This is a genomic window from Actinoplanes sp. CA-252034 (assembly GCF_050956125.1).
Classification (GTDB): domain Bacteria; phylum Actinomycetota; class Actinomycetes; order Mycobacteriales; family Micromonosporaceae; genus Actinoplanes.
Map to the genome: position 1 here is coordinate 4,108,938 of NZ_CP191846.1, position 17,265 is coordinate 4,126,202.

Here is a 17,265-nt window from a genome sequence, read left to right on the forward strand (position 1 = left end):
TGTTTGACGGTAGAACTATCGCATGACGTCTCCACGCGCCCTCGTCTCCGGCGCCGGCATCGCCGGCCTGACCACCGCCTTCTGGCTCGCCCGCGCGGGCTGGGAGATCACCGTCATCGAGCGTTTCGGCGCGTTCCGCGACGGCGGGCAGAACATCGACATCCGCGGCGCGGCCCGCGACGTGCTCACCCGGATGGGGCTCGAGGACGCGGTGCGGGCCCTCGGCACCACTGAGGAGGGCACCGCCGTCCTCGACGGCGGCGGCCGCGTCATCGCGCGATTCCCCGTCGAGGACCCCGACGGGCCCACCGCCGAGCTGGAGATCCTTCGCGGAGACCTGGCCCGGGTCATTCTCGGCGCGCTTCCCGCCGGCGTCACCCTGCGTTACGACGATCAGATCGAGGGGGTACGCGATGACGGCTCCGACGTCGAGGTGACGCTGTCGTCGGGTGCCACCGAGCGCTACGACCTGCTGATCGTCGCCGAGGGAGTCCGGTCGCGCACCCGCGATCTCGTCTTCGGGCCCGCCGCCGGCCGCCGTGAGCTCGGTGTCACCATGGCCTACGGGACCATCCCCCGTGCCGGCGACGACGACCGCTGGTGGCGGTGGTATTCGGCCGAGGGCGGCAGGCAGATCACCCTGCGTCCCGACCGCACCGGCACCACGCGCGCGACCCTGGCCTTCACCACCGATCGTGACCTGACCGATCTGCCCCTGGAGCAGGCCCGCGCCGAGCTGCGCCGGACCTTCCACGACGCCGGGTGGCAGGCGCGGCGTGTCCTCGACGGTTTCGCCGGCTCCGGCGACGTCTATCTGGATCGCCTCACGCAGATCGACATGCCGTCCTGGTCGTCCGGCCGGGTCTGCGTGACCGGTGACGCGGCCTGGTGCGTGACTCCGCTGGGTGGCGGAGGCACCTCGCTGGCCATGGTCGGCGGTTACGTCCTGGCCGCGTGTCTGGGTCGGGCCGAGGTCGGCGACGCACTGCGTGGTTACGAGCAGTGGATGCGCCCGCTGATCGAGGACGCCCAGAAGCTGCCGCCCGGCACTCCCGGCCTCTTCTACCCGCGCTCGGCCCTCGGGTGCGGGCCCTGCGCCTGGCGGCTCGTGTCGGCAGCCTCGGAGTCCTGCGCAAGCTGACCTCCCGCATCGGCCACGTGGCCCGGACCGCCCGCCCGCTGCCGGAGGCGGCCGGTTAGCGCGGTGGGCCCGCGGCCGCAGCCGTGGGCCCACCGCTGAGAGGTCAGAGGTTCAGCGACCAGCTGTTGATGTAACCGGTGTCCAGGTTGGCGGCGTCCTGGACCCGCAGCTTCCAGGCGCCGTCGGCCACCTCGCCGCCGAGGTTGACCGTGTAGGTGGCGTCGATGTTGTCGGCGCTGCCGCCGCTGCGGGCGCGCAGGGAGTAGACGGAGCCGTCCGGGGCGACCAGCGACACTGCCAGGTCACCGACGTACGTGTGGACGATGTGCACCTCGACCGTGCTGCTCGACGACGCGTTGCCGGCGCAGCCGTTGATCACGATGGTCGACTCGACCGTGGTGTTGTCCGGGATCGCGACGTCGGAGGCGTTACTGCCGGAGCAGCCGGGCAGGCCGTTCACCGTGAGGGCGACGTTCGCCCGCCGGACCGTGGCCGGCGACGTGCCGGTGACCACCACGGTGTACTGGCCACTGTCGGCGTCCTCGCCGGCCGTGAGTGTCAAGGTCGAGGTCTCGCCGGCGGTCACCGACGGCGAGCTGAAGGTGGCGGTCACGCCGGCCGGCACCCCGGTCGCCGTCAGGTCGATGGTCTGGGCCTCGCCGTCGACGCTCGCCGTGGTGACCGTGACGGTGGCCGAAGCGCCCGGGTCCAGGGTCAGAGCCGTGGGGTCGACCGCGACGGAGAAGTCGTTGGCGACCGGGCACTCGAGGTCGTTGCCGGCGACGTTGACCGCGGTCCACGCTGCCTGGACCGCCTTGTACTCGGTCGAGCACAGGCCGTACAGGTCGGTGGCGGCGGACAGCGTGTAGGCGCGGGAGGTGTTCGCCGGGGTGGTGGCGTTGACGTAGCGGGTGTTGGAGGTGAAGTACACGTCCAGTGCCCGGAACCAGATCTTCTCGGCCTTCTCCCGGCCGATGCCGGTCACTCCGGCGGCGGTGCCGCAGACCGGGGAGGTGCCGTACGCGGTGGCGCCGGTGCCCTCGGCGAGGTTGAAGAAGAAGTGGTTGCCCGGGCCGGACGAGTAGTGCACGTCGACGCTGTTGGTGCTGGTCGACCAGCAGCCGTGCGACGAGCCGTCGAGCGTCGGGTTGTACATGTACCGCAGCGGCGCCCCGGTGCCCCGGATGTCGATCTTCTCGCCGATGTCGTAGTCGCCCGGGTCGCTCGTGGTGCCGGCGTGGAACTCGACCGCAGTGCCGAAGATGTCGCTGGTGGCCTCGTTCAGGCCACCGGACTCGCCGGAGTAGGTGAGACCGCCGGACACCACGTTCTCGGTGACGCCGTGGGACATCTCGTGGCCCGCCACGTCGAGGGAGACCAGCGGCTTGGCGTTGCCGGAGCCGTCACCGTAGGTCATCTGGGCGCCGTCCCAGAACGCGTTGACGTACGCGTTGCCGTAGTGCACCCGGGACGGGACCCCGCGCCCGTCGCCGAAGATGCCGTTGCGGCCGTGCACGTTCTTGAAGTAGTCGTAGGTGACGGCGGCGCCGAAGTGCGCGTCCACGGCAGCCGACTGACGGTTGGTGTTGGCGCCGGTGCCCCACACGTTGTCGTCGTCGCTGAAGGTGGTGCAGGTGCCGGTTCCGTTGTTCATGTCGCAGGTGCGCCCGTTGCCCCGGGTCGGGTCGATCAGGCTGTAGGTGGAGCCGGACAGCGTGGTCTCGACGGCGACCGGGCCGGAGTAGACGCTGGCGCCGGTGCCCGCGATCGACTCGATCTCGTCGTACTCGCCGATGTGTGCCCCGGTGATCGCGTCGGTGATGACATGCAGGTGGGAGGGGGTCTGCTTGTCGGGGGCCCAGCCGTGGACCACGGTCTCCCAGGCGAGCCGGCCGTGGCCGGTGCTGGCGTCGACGAAGAGCTCCGGTTGGTCGTTCGCGGTCCGGGTGCCCTCGAATCGGGCCTTGGCCGCCGTCAGGGCCTTGGCGCTGGAGACCTTCGGGGTGGTCGCCAGTGTCAGGGGTGCGGCGAGGCCGACCGAGGTGCCGGTGAGTGCCCCGGCGGCGTCGGTGTGCACGGCGAAGTCGCCGCCGTACACGCGCAGGCCGTGGTAGGTGCGGGTGTAGCGGACGTGGGCGTCGCCGTCGGCGTCGACCTTGGTGCGGTAGGCGGTGTAGGACTCGCCGTCGGCCGCGGCGATCGCGGCCGGGCGGGCGTCGATCAGGCTGTCGGACCGGCTGACGGCCTGGGCCTCGGTGGGGGGCTTGGGTTGCGGCGGGGCTGCCGAGGTGCTCGCGGCGGTGGCCACGAGGGCGCTGCCGACCAGCGCGGTGACGCCGGCAAGCGCGAGGGTCTTCTTCACGCGGTTCCTCCCGAACCAGACATGTACACATGGCAATGTGTAAATGAATTATGGCCCGAATATAGTGATGATCTTATATATCTTTCGGGTCATACCAGAAGGCCCCGCCACCCACGGAAATGGGATGGCGGGGCATCGGCGGTGCGATCCACTGCGACCGGCGCCGCACAACGAGGGCGTCCGGCCGTCGGCGGTCAGGTCGTGAACACGGTGAACGCCACCTCGCGGATCGCGCCGTCCGCCCGGAACTGCAGGAACATCCGCTTGTCGCCGCGCTCGGCGAACGCCGCGTGGAACGACAGGACGCCGTCGGCGGGGGCGCCGCCGGTCGCGTCGGCCGGCAGCGGATGCAGATGCTTGAGGCCCTGGGTGCGCACCTCGAAGTTGGACAGGTGGGCGTACGCGCCGAGGTACGGCTCCAACGTCGCCGGGCGGCCGTCGCGCAGCACCTGGAACTGCAGCGCCGTCTGCGTGCCGGAGGTCAGATCGGCGATCCCGTCGAGGCGGCGCACAGTGTACGGGCCGGAGCGGTCCTCGGCCTGCGGGGCGGGCACCGGCACCATCGTGGTGTCACCGGCGATCACGAACGGCACGCCCAGCACCGTGGGCTCCGGGCCGTCCGGGCCGGCGGGCCGGCCGTGTGGCACGAACTCCAGGTACACCCGGTAGGCGCCGCCGTCCGTGATGGTCACCGGTGCCGTCCACGTTCCGTCGGCCACGTCGGGGTGCAGGTGCTGATAGCCGGACAGGTCGTCGCGGAGGACGTACATGTGCACGGGTTTGGTGTGGATCCTCTGGAAGTCGGTGGCCGGGCCGCCGGGGCCGGTGACGCGCAGGGAGACCGTCGTCGTGCCGCGGTCCGTGGGCAGCGACAGCGGCTCCACGCGGAAGCCGTCGTAGGCGTCGGAGAGCCCGTCACTGTGATAGACGGCCGCTGAGGGGGCCGGTGACGGTGGTGCGGCCGGTGCGCGGCTGTCGAGGAACAGGTAGGCGGCCCCGATGAAACCGGCCAGCGTCACCGCCGCGGTGAGGCGGCGGTGACGCGTATCGTGGCCGGTCAGCTCACTGCCGCCGCGCCGGTGGGCCGGACCAGGAACAGCCCGACGCCGATGCTCTGCACGGCGACCACCCCGTTCTTCAGATACGGCAGGGCCATCCAGCTGCCGCTGTAGCCGCTGGCGTTCGAGCTCGGGTCGACGTCGAAGTAGCCGACCTCGGGCAGGCTGGCCAAGGCCGCGTTCGTGGTGTCGAGGATCCGCAGGCCACCGCGGTACGACGCCTGGAAATGCCGGTTGCCGACCGTGTAACCGTTGTGGTTGACGAACGTGCCGCGCGTGCCGACGTCCTTGCCCACGAACCGGGCGGCGTCCAGCTTCTCGATGTTGTAGACGAAGTCCGGGCTGCCACCGGCGGTGCTGATCGTCTCGTCGTTGACGATCATGTGCTTGTAGTCGCTGGTCGCGAAGCCCTGGTGGATGAAGCTCGCACCCGGGTGCGTGACGCTGGACAGCACCACGATGTTCGACTTGTTCGTCACGTCGAGGATCTGGAACCGCTTGCCCTGGCCGGTGTAGTTGAAGGCGATCTCCCGGCCGGTGTAGCGGGTGTCCGGACCGGCGTAGTTCACCACGATCGACTCGTGCGAGTACACCTCACGGCTGTAGCAGGCCGCCTGCTTGAGGGTGAGCGGCGTCTTGATGTCGTAGATCGTCAGGCCCTTGCTGCAGGTGTTCGCGCCGGAGACGTACAGGAAGCCGGTCGCCTGGTTGATCTGCAGCGTGTGACTGTTGGTCAGGCCGGTGAACCGCGCGTCGGCGGTGAACGTCTGCGTGGTCGTCACGCCCTGCAGCTTGTTGAGGTTGAAGACCTGGATGCCGTGCGACACCGAGTCCTTGCCGATGTAGGCGTAGTTCTTGTACGTCCGCACGTCGCACCAGGACGAGCTGACCCCGTTCGACGACGGCAGGTTGCCCAGGTAACGCGGGTTCGACGGGTCGGTCACGTTGACGAACGAGACACCGTTGGACCGGCAGTACAGGATGTACTCGTTGCTGTCACGGGTGTCGGTCCAATACCACATGCTCGACGACCCGCCACCGCCCAGCGACGACTGCGGCAGGAAGCTCAGCAGGTCGACGTTCTTGCACGGGTACGTCCCGGCCTTACCGTTCACACAGGTCACCGGCGCGGCGGCGACCAGCGGCGTGCCACTGCGCCAGGCGGGTTCGTAGATCCGCAACATCTCGGCCTGTTCGGCCTTGCCCTCCGCGGTGTCCGGGTCGTGCGCGGTGGCCGGCGGACCCGCCAGAGCGAGCAGGAGGACCGCGGTGGCGGCGAGTGTGATGCGACGTACTCCTCGGAGCATGGGTGGGCCCTTTCGCGCGGAGTATGCAGCGCGCGCGGGGGTCGGCACGCGCCTCGGTGCGTGCCGCAACGCTAGACACAGCTTCGATGGGCGTCAATGTGTTCGGGCATTCATCCGGCATACCGAACAGCGGATGCCAGCGATGCTATGTGCCCTTGCGGTAACGTGCGTATGTGCTTCCGGTCCTGACGCGATACCTGTCCGCCGCGATCGGGGCCCGCCTCGCCGACGAGGGCGCCCGCGTGTCGATCGTGCTGCTCGCCATCGAGAAGACCGGCCACGCCGCCACCGGCGGACTACTCGTCGCCGCCCTGATGGTTCCGCATGTGGCCGCCGCCCCACTGGCCGGCGCCCTCGCCGACCGCGCACGCCGCCGCAAGCCGCTCTACCTGACGGCCTTCGTCGTCTACGCGTTCAGCCTCGGCGGCGCGGCCCTGCTCGTCGGCCCCGCCACCTGGGCCGCCGCCGTCCTGCTCCTCACCGGCGGCTGCCTCGCGCCGCTGCTCTTCGGCGGCCTCAGCAGCCTGCTGCGCGAGCTCGCCCCCGCCAACCTGGGCCGAGCCTTCGGCTACGACGCCACCACCTACTCGGTGGCGGGCATCGCCGGGCCCACCCTCGCCGCCGTGGTCGCTGGATACGCCGGCGCCGCCTGGTCCCTCATCACCCTCGGCGGATTCGCGCTACTCGGCGCGGCAGCCTTCCTCACCCTCCCCTTGGCGACGAGACCCCCGGCGGTACGGACGACACGCGCCGTGCAGCCGCTGGCCGCCTTCACCGTCATGGTGCGCCGGCCGCGACTGGGCGCCGTGACCGCCGCCACCGGGATCAGCCAGTTCGGGTTCGGGGCACTGCCCCTGGCCGCCGCCGCCATCGCCACCACCCGGCACGACCCACCCCTCACCGGCGTCATCATGGCGGTGTGCGCGACCGGCAGCCTGATCGGCTCCCTGCTCACCACCCGCATCCCCCTCGTGCACCGCCACCCGGAACGCACCCTGCTCCTCTGCATCGCCCTGATGTCCGTGGCCTTCCTGCCCGCCGCGCTCCTGCCGGACGCGTGGCCGCTTCTCGCGGTGGCCGGCCTGCTGATGGGGCCGATCACGGTAGCCCTCTTCTCCGTCCGCGACCGTGAGTCCCCACCCGACGTGCGCACCCAGGTCTTCACCCTCGGCGCCGGCATCAAGGTCACCTCAGCTGCGGCCGGCGCGGCCGTCGGCGGCCTGATGTCCAGCGCCGGCCCGGCCCCGCTGCTGACTGTCATCGCCGCCGGCCAGTTGCTGGCCGCCACGACCGGCGCCCTCATCCTGCGCCGCGCCGGTCGGCCCGCCGACGTCCGTCCCCCGGTGCTGACACCCGAATAGGCCGCCTCCGCCGTGCAACGCCGGCCCCGCGGTGGCCCCATCCGACCGGGCCGCCTCGGTTGGGGTTACGTCGGCCCCGCGGTGGTTCGCGTGAGTGGGCGGTTTCGGCTGGGGTTACGTCGGTCTCGTGGTGGTTTCGCGTGAGTGGGCGGTCGTCGGTTGGGGTTACGTCGGTCTCGTGGTGGTTTCGCGTGAGTGGGCGGTCGTCGGTTGGGGCTACGTCGGTCTCGTGGTGGTTTCGCGTGGGTGGCCGGTCTCGGCTGGAGTTACGTCGGTCGCGCGGTGGTCTTGCCTGCATGGGCGGTCTCGGCTGGGCGGCGCCGGCCTCGCGGTGGTTTTGCCTGCATGGGTCGTCTCGGCTGGGCAACGTCGGCCCCGCGGTGGCTTCACCCGGATAGGTCTCCTTGGTTGGGCTGCGTCGGGTTTCGGTCGCGTGATCTCTCCACGCGGGTGGGTCTTTGGTTGGGCTACGCCGGACTCCGGCTGTGTGACCTCTCCCGCGGTCATGGAGTCGACGCCTGTCCTCCGTATCTCCTTCCGGTCTCCGCGCACTGCATCAGCCGTGACCGACCGAAGCCGAGGCGGGTCACTGTGCGACCAGCCGCAACGGCGCCAACCCGCGTAGCGCCTCAGCGGTGGACTCGTCGGCCGGAAGCTGCACGATCAGGCGCAACCCGTTGTCGCCGGGCAGCGTCATCATCTCGTAGCTCAGCCGCAGCGGCCCGGCCAGCGGATGCTGAAGCCGCAGCAGCCCGTGTGGTCGGGGCAGCCCTGGCACGCGGTCGGCCCGCTCGGCGAACTCGTGCCCGGCCACCGTGGTCAGCCAGTCCGCGAAATCGGGCCGGGGTGGGCCGTCCTTCAACGCCGCGACCTGCTCGTCGGCCACGTGCGCCCAATCCGGGTAGACGTCACGGGCCCGCGGATCGGTGAACACGAACCGGTTCAGATTGGGCGGATCGCCGTCGAGCAGGCCGATCGGCCCGGCCAGCCGACGGAGGCCCGAGGTGAACGCCAGCACGTCACCGACCTGGTTGACCAGCATCGCGGCGGCGGGCTCCAACTGGTCGAGCAACGCCTGCAGACCCGGCCGCACGGTGCGCAGCGGGTCGGTGACCAGCGCGCTGCAGGGCCCGGCGGACGCCCGGGTCAGCCGATACAGATGGGCGCGCTCGGCAGCGGTCAGTCGCAATGGGCCGGCCAGCGCCGCCAGCACCTCTGGCGACGGATGACGGTAGCGGCCCTGCTCGAGACGAGTCAGATACTCCACGCTGACCCCGGCCAGCATCGCCACCTCGGAACGGCGCAGGCCGGGCGTGCGGCGGCGCACCCCGATCGGCAGCCCCACCTCGGCCGGTGTCACCTCACCGCGGCGCACCCGCAGGAAAACGCCCAACTCGTTGTCGCCCACCGCTCGACTGTATCCACGCCCGAAGCGCCGAAGGTGGCCGTGTCACTACCACCCTTGCGGCTACCACCCCCACCGCTACCAGCCCCATCACGGCCTCCCTCACGGCCGCGCGCCGCAGCAGAGTCGAAGCCAGCCGAGGAAAGGTGAGTCCCGAAAATGGCTGCGAAGGTAATTGTTGTGGGCGGTGGCTACGGCGGCATCGTGGCCGCCCGGACCCTGGACGACGTCGCGGACGTGACGCTGGTCGACCCGCGTGAGACGTTCCTGCACCACGTCGCTCACCTGCGGGCGGCGGCCGACCCGGCCTGGGCCGAGCGGATCATGATTCCGTATGACGGCCTGCTGTCCCGCGGCCGGGTGGTGCGTGACACCGCGACCGTGGTCCGGCCCGACGCCGTGGAGCTGGCTTCGGGGGAGCGGCTGGAGGCCGACTACATCGTGCTGGCCACCGGTTCGACCGGCCCCTTCCCGAACAGGATCGCCGGCACCAGCCGGTCCGAGGTGACGCGTCACCTGCACGAGCTGCACTCCGCGCTCGACCAGGCCTCCGGTGTGTTGCTGCTCGGTGCCGGGCCGATCGGCCTGGAGTTCGCCGGTGAGATCGCGGCAGCCTGGCCGGGCCGTCCGGTGACCGTCGTCGACCCGGTGCCCGAGCTGCTCGTCGGCCGGTTCCCTGACCGTCTGCGCAGCGACCTGGCCCGGCAACTCGACGATCTCGGTGTGCGGATGTTGCTCGGCACGAAACTCGACACCCCGCCGGACACTCCAGCAGGCACGGTCCGCCCGTTCACGGTGACCACCGGCGACGGCACGACGATCGCCGCCGATCTGTGGTTCGCCTGCTACGGCGGGACGACACCGAGCGCCTACCTCGGCCCCGAGCTGGCCGCGGCCCGACAGCCCTCCGGACGGCTCGCGGTCACCGAACATCTACGGGTGGCCGGGCAGGAGCGGGTGTTCGCCGTCGGCGATCTCAACGACACCCCTGAGCTGAAGACCGGCCGTGCCGCCGCCCGTCAGGCCGAGGTGGCAGCGGCCAACATTCGCGCGCTGATCGAGAGCGGGCCCCTCACCACCTACGAGCCGTTCCTAGACGCCATGATCTTCTCGCTCGGCCCGTCCGGCGGCGCCGGTTACGCGCCCGAGTTCGGCTTCCTCGACGCCGAGGCGACCGCCCAGTTCAAGGGTGACTTCCTACTGGGCCACTTCCGGGCGCAGCTCGGCGCCGACTCCTGACCACCGCGGCGGCGCCCGCCGTCGAGTGCACCGTCGCACGATCGTCGACCGAACTGGTGGTGCTGGTTGGTTGGTGGTGCTGGTTGGTTGGTGGTGCTGGTTGGCTGGTGGTGCTGGTCGGCTGGTGGTGCCGGTCGGCAGTGTGCGTCGCCTGACGACCGGACCGAACGGCGGGTGGCATGGGCTGGCGGCCACGTTGCCGCATGACTGTCGCCTGGATCGCGGCGCTCCGGGGCGGACAGCCTGCAGCGTCCATCCGCTTGACGTCGGCGGTCAGCTTGGCATGCCGTTCCTTGGACGTCTTGAGCGCAACACGGCCGCCGGCCCGGAAGCCTTCGCCTCGGCGGTGAGTCGGAAGTCAGCCGCCGGTCAGTGCGTCGAGCACCTCGCGCGGGGCGGGTTTGCCGAGCATGCGGCAGGTGGCCACGGTGTCCGCGGCCGAGACGACCCGCCGGAAACGGGTGGCGCCCTCGGTCGGTGTGGTGTCGCCGATGTTGGCGGTGGCGTCGGTGACCGCGCTGCGGCGTCCGTCGGCTGTCGTCACGGCGTTGCTGTGATGTCCCAGGGTGTCGCCACCGTGGCCCCACACGGTCCCGCAGGGCGAGTCGGTCCGCATCAGGCCCAGGCCGTAACCGCCTTTGCCCCAGTCCTCGGGCAGAGCAACGGTGGTCTTCATCTGCCGCAACTGCCGTGCCGAGATCAACTTCCCGCTCAACAGGGAGGAGAAGAAGTGGGACAGGTCTTCCGAAGTGGAGATGATCGCCCCTGCCGCGCCGGCGAACCCGCCGAGCGGCCAGGTGGACACGTCGGTGTAGACGGGTTCGGGCCCGGCGAACGTGATCGAGTATCCGTGGGCGTATCCCCGGCCCGTGTTGGTCGCCCGTGGATCGGCGACGTAGGTGCGGTGCAGACCGAGCGGCGCCGCGATGCGCTGCCGTACCAGCTCCGCGAGGCTCTTGCCGGTGATCTCCCGGAGCAGCACCCCGATCACCGTGTAGTTCGTGTTGGAGTAGGACCAGTCTGTTCCGGGGGCGAAGAGCGGTTCGTGCCGGAAGGCCACGTCCAGCAGTTCCTGCTCGGTGTGGAGGCGTTGCGGGTCCCGCAGTACGGAGGTGACGAAGTCCGGATCCGCGGTGTAGTTGAACAGGCCACTGGTGTGGTTGAGCAGCATCCGCACCGTGATGTCGCGCCCGTTCGGGACGACGCCCGGCAGGTATTGCTCAATCGGAGCGTCGAGCTCCAGCTGTCCACGATCGACCAGTTGAAGCGCCAGGACCGCGGTGAAGGTCTTGGTGTTACTGCCGATCTCGAACTGGTCCCGCCCGGCCAGTGGCCGCCCGGTCCGGCGGTCGGCCACTCCGGCGGCCGTCACCGTGGTCCGCCGGCCGTCGTCGATTCGCGCCACGTATCCGGGAGCCCCGGCACCGAGCACATGCCGGGCCACCTCCCGCATCTCCGGGTCGCTCTGCGCACCGCCGGGCGCCGTGACGGGCCGGTCGGCTGCCGCGGCGGCACCGGCACCCGAGCCGGCCAGGGCGACGGTCGCCGCCAACAGGAGCGCCGGGCCTCGCAGAACGCGCATGGTCTTCGGAGCATTGACGATGTCCGTTGTCATGCATCGATCGTTGCGAGATTCCGGGGCCAGGTCATTCCGGCAGGCGCCCCTAAATCAGGTGGTGCCAGCTCTACCAGACGAGCGGCCGCGGGCCGTGTGCGGCGACCCGGTCGAGGTCAGCCCGGCCGTGGGCTCGTTTGCGGCGGCCCGGTCGAGGTCAACCCGGCCGCGGGCTCGTGTGGGACGGCCCGGCTGAGGTCAGCGCTCCCGCCGCTCGAGGTACTCGCGGATCTGGTCGGCCAGGTCGCGGGCCTTCTTGCCGCTCTCGTCCCGGGCGACACCGTCGAGTATCTCGAGCAGCGCGGGGCCGACCTCGACCGGCTCGGTGCCGGGGGACGGCCATTCGAGACGGGACTGATATCCGGTGTCCTGGGCCGACAGCTGGATGCGGACTGTGTCGCCCGCCTTCGACAGCTCGAATTGAGGCTTGGCGACGGTCGGGAAGGCGTCGATGAAGCTGTCCGGCCCGACCTGTGTCTCCTCCAGTGGCTGATCGAGGAACACGAAACGCGAGCTGATCTTCTGGTCGGTCAACGTGACCTCCTTCGTCCGGGTGCCGGCACATACGGCGGGCCCATTGGCGGCGAAGGTCGTCTTACCCCCGAGCCGGCGCGACAACCGTCGTCCGGCGGCGTAGTCGCGGGCGTGAGACGTACATCGGCGTTGGGCGCGTCGAGCACGTGGGCCGGCGACCGCGGTTGGAGAGCCGGCGGTCCCGCGACCGCGGTGGACCGATCGTGCCGGGACGGCGGTGGACCGATGGCGCCGGGACGGCGGTGGACCGATTGTGCCGCGACGGCGGTGGACCGAGGGTGCCGCTACCGCGGAGGACCGAGGGTGCCCCTGCCAGGAGCTGACCACAACAGCTCCTGGCAGGCGCGAAGAGAGCGGCACCTGCGGCGGTTCCCGCGTGACGGGCGCGGTCGCGGGCGCGGGCCTTCAGTATCCGGCGGGCGCGGAGGCGATCGGTGCCTCCGGCGGTTCCGGATGATCGTGCGGGTGGTCAGCTTCCGCGGGTGCGGGGGAATCCGGTGCGGGTGGTCAGCTTCCGGCGGGTGCGGGGAGACCGGTACCTCCGGTGGGGTTCTGCTTCCGCGGACCGCGCCGACGACCAGGTCGATGACGAGGAAGGCGAGCAGCGGAATGCCGAACAGCGGCAGCGCCCAGCCGAGCGCGAACACCACCGGCACGCCGACGACGATGCCCCACGACGGCAGCTGCTGCCAGGCACGGCGTGCCGGGGGAGCACCGGCGAGAGCCTGCCTGCCGGCGCGGGTGGGACGGCGCTGCCACCACATGCGGTAACCCCAGATGATCACGGTGATCAGCCCGATCGCCAGCGCGGCGAGGATGACCTGATTGAACAGCCCGAACAGGAGGCCCATGTGCGCCTGGACACCCCAGGAGGTGAGCTTGGCCAGGAACGGCCAGTCGGCGAAGTCGACCCGGTCGGTGACCTTGCCCGTGTTGTCGACCGCGACGCTGTCGAAACGTACCGGCCAGACGTTGTCGGTCTGGGTGACCGTCCAGGCGCCGGCTCCGTCGGTGGGCGGGCTGACCTGCACCGGACCGTCGATTCCCGTGGCGCGGGCGCCGGCCAGGACGGCGTCGACGGTGGCCGGGTCGACGGCGGGGACGGCTGCTGCGGCGCCCTCGCTGTGATGGCCACCGGACGCGTCAGCCGGTGCGGCGGTCAGTTCGGTGGCGACGTAGGGCCGGTTGCCCTTGAGCGAGTCGAGGGCGGCGCCGAAGTTGGCGCCCGCATACCCGGACCAGGTCAGGCCCGTGGCGGACAGGGTCAGCAGGCCGATGGTGATCCACAGGCCGGTGGCGGCGTGCCAGCTGCGGGTGCGGCGGACGCCCTTCTTCGCGGCCAGCTCCGGGGTGAGCATGCGGCGGGCCGTACGGTTGCCGCGCTGGCGGCGCCACCACAGCACCACGCCGCCGAGGGCGAGCACCCACAGCCAGCTGGCGGCGAGCTCCGAGTACAACTCGCCGGTCGTGCCGAGGTGCAGGTCGCGGTGGAACTGGTCGAGCCACGTGTTCAGCGGGGTCGCCGTCCACCACGTCTCGAGCTGCCCGGTGACCTTGCCGGTGTACGGGTCGACGTACACGGTGTGCAGGTGCTCCTCCGGCAGCCCCGGCGAGCTGAAGTCGACCTGGGTCGTGCTCTCGCCCTCGCCCGGGCGGACTCCGATGAAGTCCCCGTCGGGGTGGGTGGCCCGCGCGGCCGTGATCTGCTGCGACACCGGCAGGGTGGTGTCGCCGGGGTCGGCGACGACCAGCTCGGCGCTGTACACGACCTTGTCGAGGGTCGGCACCATGGTGAACAGCAGGCCGGTCGTCGCCGCGATCAGGATGAACGGCGCGACCAGGACACCGGCGTAGAAGTGCAGGCGCAGGAGCAGGGGTCCGAACGTGCGGGCGCTCGGGGCACGCCGGGCCGAGACGGTCTGCGGGACCGGTTTCTCGGTGAGCTCGGGTGTGGTGGCCATCGGCTGTCCTCGTCGAGGTGTCGGCGGCGCGCGGTAGGCACGCCGGCATCCGGGGGTTGCAGTCGACGTGCCGGTTCACCCGGTGGTACGCCGAATGGCCCCGCCCGTGTGAGCGGGGTCATCACACCAGTCGTCGGCCGATCACGAAAAGTTCCCAGGTTCTTCTCAGTCGCTGACGCCGGCAGTCCGCCGGTGACGGAGCGCGCCCACGGCGATGTCGACAGCCGGGAACGCCAGCAGCGGGACGCCGAACAGCGGCAGGAACCAGCCGACCGCGACCACGACCGGAACTCCGGCGGCGATCAGCCATGCCGGAAGCCGCAGCCACATCCCTCGCGCCGGGGTCTTCAGCGGCACCCGGGTCGGGCGGCGCTGCCACCACATGCGGTAGCCGAGCACGAGAATCGCCGCGAGGAGGGCGGGCACGATCTGGTTGACCGGGCCGAACAGGGTGCCCATGTGGAAGTCGACAACCCGGTGCGCGGTGGCTATATCCGGGCGTCAGGCCCCGGCCGGCGAGGCGGGAGAACGCGAGGGCTTCAGGCTGGCGGTCCGGCGTCGGGGAGGCGGGAGAACACGATGGTGTCAGGCTGGCGGTCCGGCGTCGGGGAGGCGGGAGAACACGAGGGCGTCGGCCCGTCGGGACGGGAGGGACAGGAAGGAGCGAAGGCGGCCCTCGTAGGCGTAGCCGCAGCGTTCCAGCACGCGGGACGAGGCGACGTTGCCGGGCTCCACCCAGGCCTCGACGCGGGCCAGAGCCGCTCCGTCGGCGGCCAGGCCCCAGGCGGTGAGCATCGTGACTGCTCGGGAAGCGTGTCCGGCGCCGCGGGCTGCCGGGGCGAGCCAGTAGCCGATGCCGGCGACCCCGCCCTGGGGGCGCCGCAGGAGCACGGCGCAGCCGAGTGCCTCGCCGGTCTCGGCGGAGCTGATGGCCAGCGACCAGCCCTGGCCGTCGGCCGTCCGGCTCCACTGGCGTTCGATGTACTGGCGGCCGGCTTCGTCGGTCCAGGTCGCCGGCACCGTCGTGCCCTCCGGGATTCTGCCTTCGCGGCTTGCCTCTCGCACGCAGGCGAGATCGTCGTGGGTCCATCGGCGCAGCCGTGTCACGCCGTCGGTCAGATCAGGAGCGGTCACGACCGTCCATTCTGGTCGGGCAATCGGATCGTGCGGGAGACGGGTCAGGGTGGCGTTGCGGCGGCCAGCCGAGCTCACGATCGGTTCGCGCGGGGGAGCGGTCAGGGTGGCGATGCGGCGGGCGGCCGGGGTTCCATCGTCGGTGGGGCGGGTCTGCCGGACTTCATCGAGCGGCTCGCACCGAACGGGCGGCTGGTGCTCGTCGGTGTGGTGGGCGGGATGCCGCCGGCCGACTTCGGGATGCGCCTGATGGCGGGGTTCCAGCCGTCGCGGTCGGTGGCCACGTTCAGCCTCGACACGGTCCCGGTCGTGGCGCGGGACGCGGTCCGGGCGGATCTGCTCGCCGCCGCGGTCCGGGGTGAGTTGCACGACGTGCTGCCCCTGGAACGGGCCGCCGAAGCCAATCGCGCATGGACGACGGCGAGGTGTTCTGGCGCTTCGTCCTCGTACCCTGAGCTGCCGGTCGTCGTCCGGTCGAGGACGGTGCGGGTGGCCGTACATCCGCGGGGGTGTTCTCTCGATGAGGGGCCTGGGCGCCGGACGGCGGAGAGGTCAGTCGGCGTCCTTGGGCTTCGTCTTCTTGGGCTTCTTCTCGGCCGCCGGCGGCGCGGGTGGGTCCTTGGGCTCCGGGACGGCGGCCGGCGCGGACTGTGCCGCCGCCGGGGCGGCCTGTGCCACCGCCAGCGCGACGCGGCATGTCGTGCCGTCGAGGTGGAAGTCCCGCGGCGGGGCGGAAGTGCCCCGCGAGGTGCCGCGGACGGTGGCGGTGTGGTCGTGGCCGGGCGCGAGGTCGGTGATGCGGGAGGTCACGGTCCGGCCCTTCTGCCGCCAGACGCCGGGTGCGCCGGCGGCCAGCCGCTGCTCGGCCGGCAGGGTGAAGGTGAGCGAGGCCGCCGGAATAGGCACGTCGCCGGTGTTGGCCACGTTCACCTTGGTGGTGAATCGCCCGTCCGCGGTGGCGACGACGAACCCGACGGTGCATTCCGGCTTCTTCACGACGACCGAGAGAGAGAGGGAGGGAGCGGGCGCGGCGGCCGGTACGGCAGCCTGCGCCACGTGTGTGGGGGAGTGCGGGAGCAGCGTCACCGCGGCGGCCGATCCTGCCGCCAGGACCGCGACCCCGGAGAGGACCAGGAGTCGCCGGTGCGGGGCGGTGGAGATCGCGACCGTCGCGGCCGGCCGGGCCGGGCGGTCCGGGACCCTGGCCGGAGCTTTACCGGGAAGTGCGAGGATCGCCGGGTCCAGGGAGACCGCGGCCGCCAGCGTCGCCGCCGCGGAGGCCGCGTCGGGTCGCTGATCGGGATCCTTGGACAGGCAGCGGCGGCACAGTCGGGCCACCTCGGCGGGCAGCCCGGCGACCGGTGGCAGACCGTGCGGCTCCTGGTAGCGGTGGGCGCGGACCATCTCGGTGGCCGTCGACGCCGCCCACGGCTGCCGCCCGGCGAGCGCCCGGTAGAGCAGCAGCCCCAGCGCGTACACGTCGGTCGCCGGGCGGACCACACCGTGTTCGAGACGTTCCGGCGCCAGGTAGGCCGGCGTGCCCAGCAGGTGTCCGGCGAAATGGTCGTCGTCGCCGGACACCGCCGAGATGCCGAAGTCGAGCAGCTTGACCCTGGCGCCGGAGACGACCACGTTGGCGGGTTTGACGTCGCGGTGCACCACGCTGCGCTCGTGGGCGGCGGCCAGCGCGGCGGCCACCTGGGCGGTGATGACGACGGCGGTCTCCCAGGGCAGGGGCCCGCCGGTCAGCAGTTGTGCCAGGGTGCGGCCTTCGGCGACTTCCATCACGAGGTACGGCAGCCCGCCCGCCTCGCCGTAGTCGTATACCTCGACGATGTTCGGGTGCCGTAGCCGGGCGACCGCCCGTGCCTCGTCGCGGATGTGCGCCAGTCGTGCCGTGTCCCGGGCCAGCGCCGGGGAGAGGACCTTGACGGCCACGTCGCGCCCGAGCACCTGGTCGTGGGCGCGCCACACCACCGACATGCCGCCGGCGCCGAGCCGATCCCGCAGCCGGAACCGCCCGTCGATCAGGTCTCCGCTGTTCATCGGGATCTTCGATGCCCCGATATCGAGGGTCGGAAACCCCGCGGTCAGGCCGCCGGACCGGGCCGCGGTCGGTGCCGGTCGATTGTCGGGCCGGAGAAATTC

13 protein-coding genes are annotated in these 17,265 nt (G+C 71.3%); 3 read left to right on the forward strand and 10 right to left on the reverse strand.

Annotated elements, in window-relative coordinates:
* Positions 1–22 precede the first annotated feature (22 nt).
* A complete protein-coding gene (locus ACQPZW_RS18620; RefSeq protein ID WP_433796163.1) occupies positions 23–1,141 on the forward strand; it encodes an FAD-dependent oxidoreductase in 1,119 nt (372 codons plus the stop codon).
* Between the two features lie 103 nt (positions 1,142–1,244).
* On the opposite strand, the gene ACQPZW_RS18625 is transcribed toward ACQPZW_RS18620, so the two are convergent.
* From ACQPZW_RS18625 to ACQPZW_RS18635, 3 genes are all read right to left on the reverse strand, one after another.
* Positions 1,245–3,503, reverse strand: a complete 2,259-nt coding sequence (locus ACQPZW_RS18625) for a M4 family metallopeptidase (RefSeq protein WP_433796164.1) — start codon at positions 3,501–3,503, stop codon at positions 1,245–1,247.
* Between the two features lie 194 nt (positions 3,504–3,697).
* Positions 3,698–4,522 (reverse strand): hypothetical protein, encoded by an 825-nt coding sequence (locus ACQPZW_RS18630; RefSeq protein ID WP_433796165.1) that lies wholly within the window; start codon positions 4,520–4,522, stop codon positions 3,698–3,700.
* 38 nt (positions 4,523–4,560) lie between these two features.
* Positions 4,561–5,868, reverse strand: a complete 1,308-nt coding sequence (locus ACQPZW_RS18635; RefSeq protein WP_433796166.1) for a choice-of-anchor B family protein — start codon at positions 5,866–5,868, stop codon at positions 4,561–4,563.
* A 173-nt stretch (positions 5,869–6,041) separates the two neighbouring features.
* Here ACQPZW_RS18635 and ACQPZW_RS18640 point away from each other — a divergent pair, with 173 nt between their 5' ends.
* Positions 6,042–7,229: an MFS transporter gene (locus tag ACQPZW_RS18640; RefSeq protein WP_433796167.1), complete on the forward strand. Its 1,188-nt coding sequence runs from the start codon at positions 6,042–6,044 to the stop codon at positions 7,227–7,229.
* A gap of 586 nt (positions 7,230–7,815) precedes the next feature.
* Here ACQPZW_RS18640 and ACQPZW_RS18645 read toward each other — a convergent pair.
* The gene (locus ACQPZW_RS18645) at positions 7,816–8,637 is read right to left on the reverse strand and encodes a helix-turn-helix domain-containing protein (RefSeq protein ID WP_433796168.1); all 822 of its coding nucleotides are present in this window, start codon (positions 8,635–8,637) and stop codon (positions 7,816–7,818) included.
* Between the two features lie 156 nt (positions 8,638–8,793).
* On the opposite strand from ACQPZW_RS18645, the gene ACQPZW_RS18650 reads away from it, so the two are divergent.
* On the forward strand, positions 8,794–9,873 hold the full coding sequence (locus ACQPZW_RS18650; protein ID WP_433796169.1) for an NAD(P)/FAD-dependent oxidoreductase: 1,080 nt from the start codon (positions 8,794–8,796) through the stop codon (positions 9,871–9,873).
* 358 nt (positions 9,874–10,231) lie between these two features.
* Here ACQPZW_RS18650 and ACQPZW_RS18655 read toward each other — a convergent pair whose 3' ends face one another.
* The 6 genes from ACQPZW_RS18655 to ACQPZW_RS18680 form a co-directional block, all read right to left on the reverse strand.
* Positions 10,232–11,488: a serine hydrolase domain-containing protein gene (locus tag ACQPZW_RS18655; protein WP_433796170.1), complete on the reverse strand. Its 1,257-nt coding sequence runs from the start codon at positions 11,486–11,488 to the stop codon at positions 10,232–10,234.
* A 198-nt stretch (positions 11,489–11,686) separates the two neighbouring features.
* Positions 11,687–12,022 carry a hypothetical protein gene (locus ACQPZW_RS18660; protein WP_433796171.1) on the reverse strand — a complete coding sequence of 112 codons (336 nt, stop codon included), beginning with the start codon at positions 12,020–12,022 and terminating at the stop codon, positions 11,687–11,689.
* 284 nt (positions 12,023–12,306) lie between these two features.
* Positions 12,307–13,983 carry a PepSY-associated TM helix domain-containing protein gene (locus ACQPZW_RS18665; RefSeq protein ID WP_433796172.1) on the reverse strand — a complete coding sequence of 559 codons (1,677 nt, stop codon included), beginning with the start codon at positions 13,981–13,983 and terminating at the stop codon, positions 12,307–12,309.
* 165 nt (positions 13,984–14,148) lie between these two features.
* Positions 14,149–14,442 (reverse strand): hypothetical protein, encoded by a 294-nt coding sequence (locus ACQPZW_RS18670; protein WP_433796173.1) that lies wholly within the window; start codon positions 14,440–14,442, stop codon positions 14,149–14,151.
* 126 nt (positions 14,443–14,568) lie between these two features.
* A complete protein-coding gene (locus tag ACQPZW_RS18675; protein ID WP_433796174.1) occupies positions 14,569–15,117 on the reverse strand; it encodes a GNAT family N-acetyltransferase in 549 nt (182 codons plus the stop codon).
* 552 nt (positions 15,118–15,669) lie between these two features.
* Entirely contained in the window at positions 15,670–17,163 is a 1,494-nt protein-coding gene (locus tag ACQPZW_RS18680; protein WP_433796175.1) for a serine/threonine-protein kinase, read from the reverse strand.
* Positions 17,164–17,265 lie beyond the last annotated feature (102 nt).

Excerpts from the sequence above, each read along its gene's own strand:
- ACQPZW_RS18620 (WP_433796163.1), top strand. The coding sequence starts at position 23 with ATGACGTCTCCACGCGCCCTCGTCTCCGGCGCCGGCATCGCCGGCCTG.
- ACQPZW_RS18655 (WP_433796170.1), bottom strand. The coding sequence starts at position 11,488 with ATGACAACGGACATCGTCAATGCTCCGAAGACCATGCGCGTTCTGCGA.
- ACQPZW_RS18670 (WP_433796173.1), bottom strand. The coding sequence starts at position 14,442 with ATGGGCACCCTGTTCGGCCCGGTCAACCAGATCGTGCCCGCCCTCCTC.
- ACQPZW_RS18665 (WP_433796172.1), bottom strand. The coding sequence starts at position 13,983 with ATGGCCACCACACCCGAGCTCACCGAGAAACCGGTCCCGCAGACCGTC.
- ACQPZW_RS18680 (WP_433796175.1), bottom strand. The coding sequence starts at position 17,163 with ATGAACAGCGGAGACCTGATCGACGGGCGGTTCCGGCTGCGGGATCGG.
- ACQPZW_RS18650 (WP_433796169.1), top strand. The coding sequence starts at position 8,794 with ATGGCTGCGAAGGTAATTGTTGTGGGCGGTGGCTACGGCGGCATCGTG.
- ACQPZW_RS18635 (WP_433796166.1), bottom strand. The coding sequence starts at position 5,868 with ATGCTCCGAGGAGTACGTCGCATCACACTCGCCGCCACCGCGGTCCTC.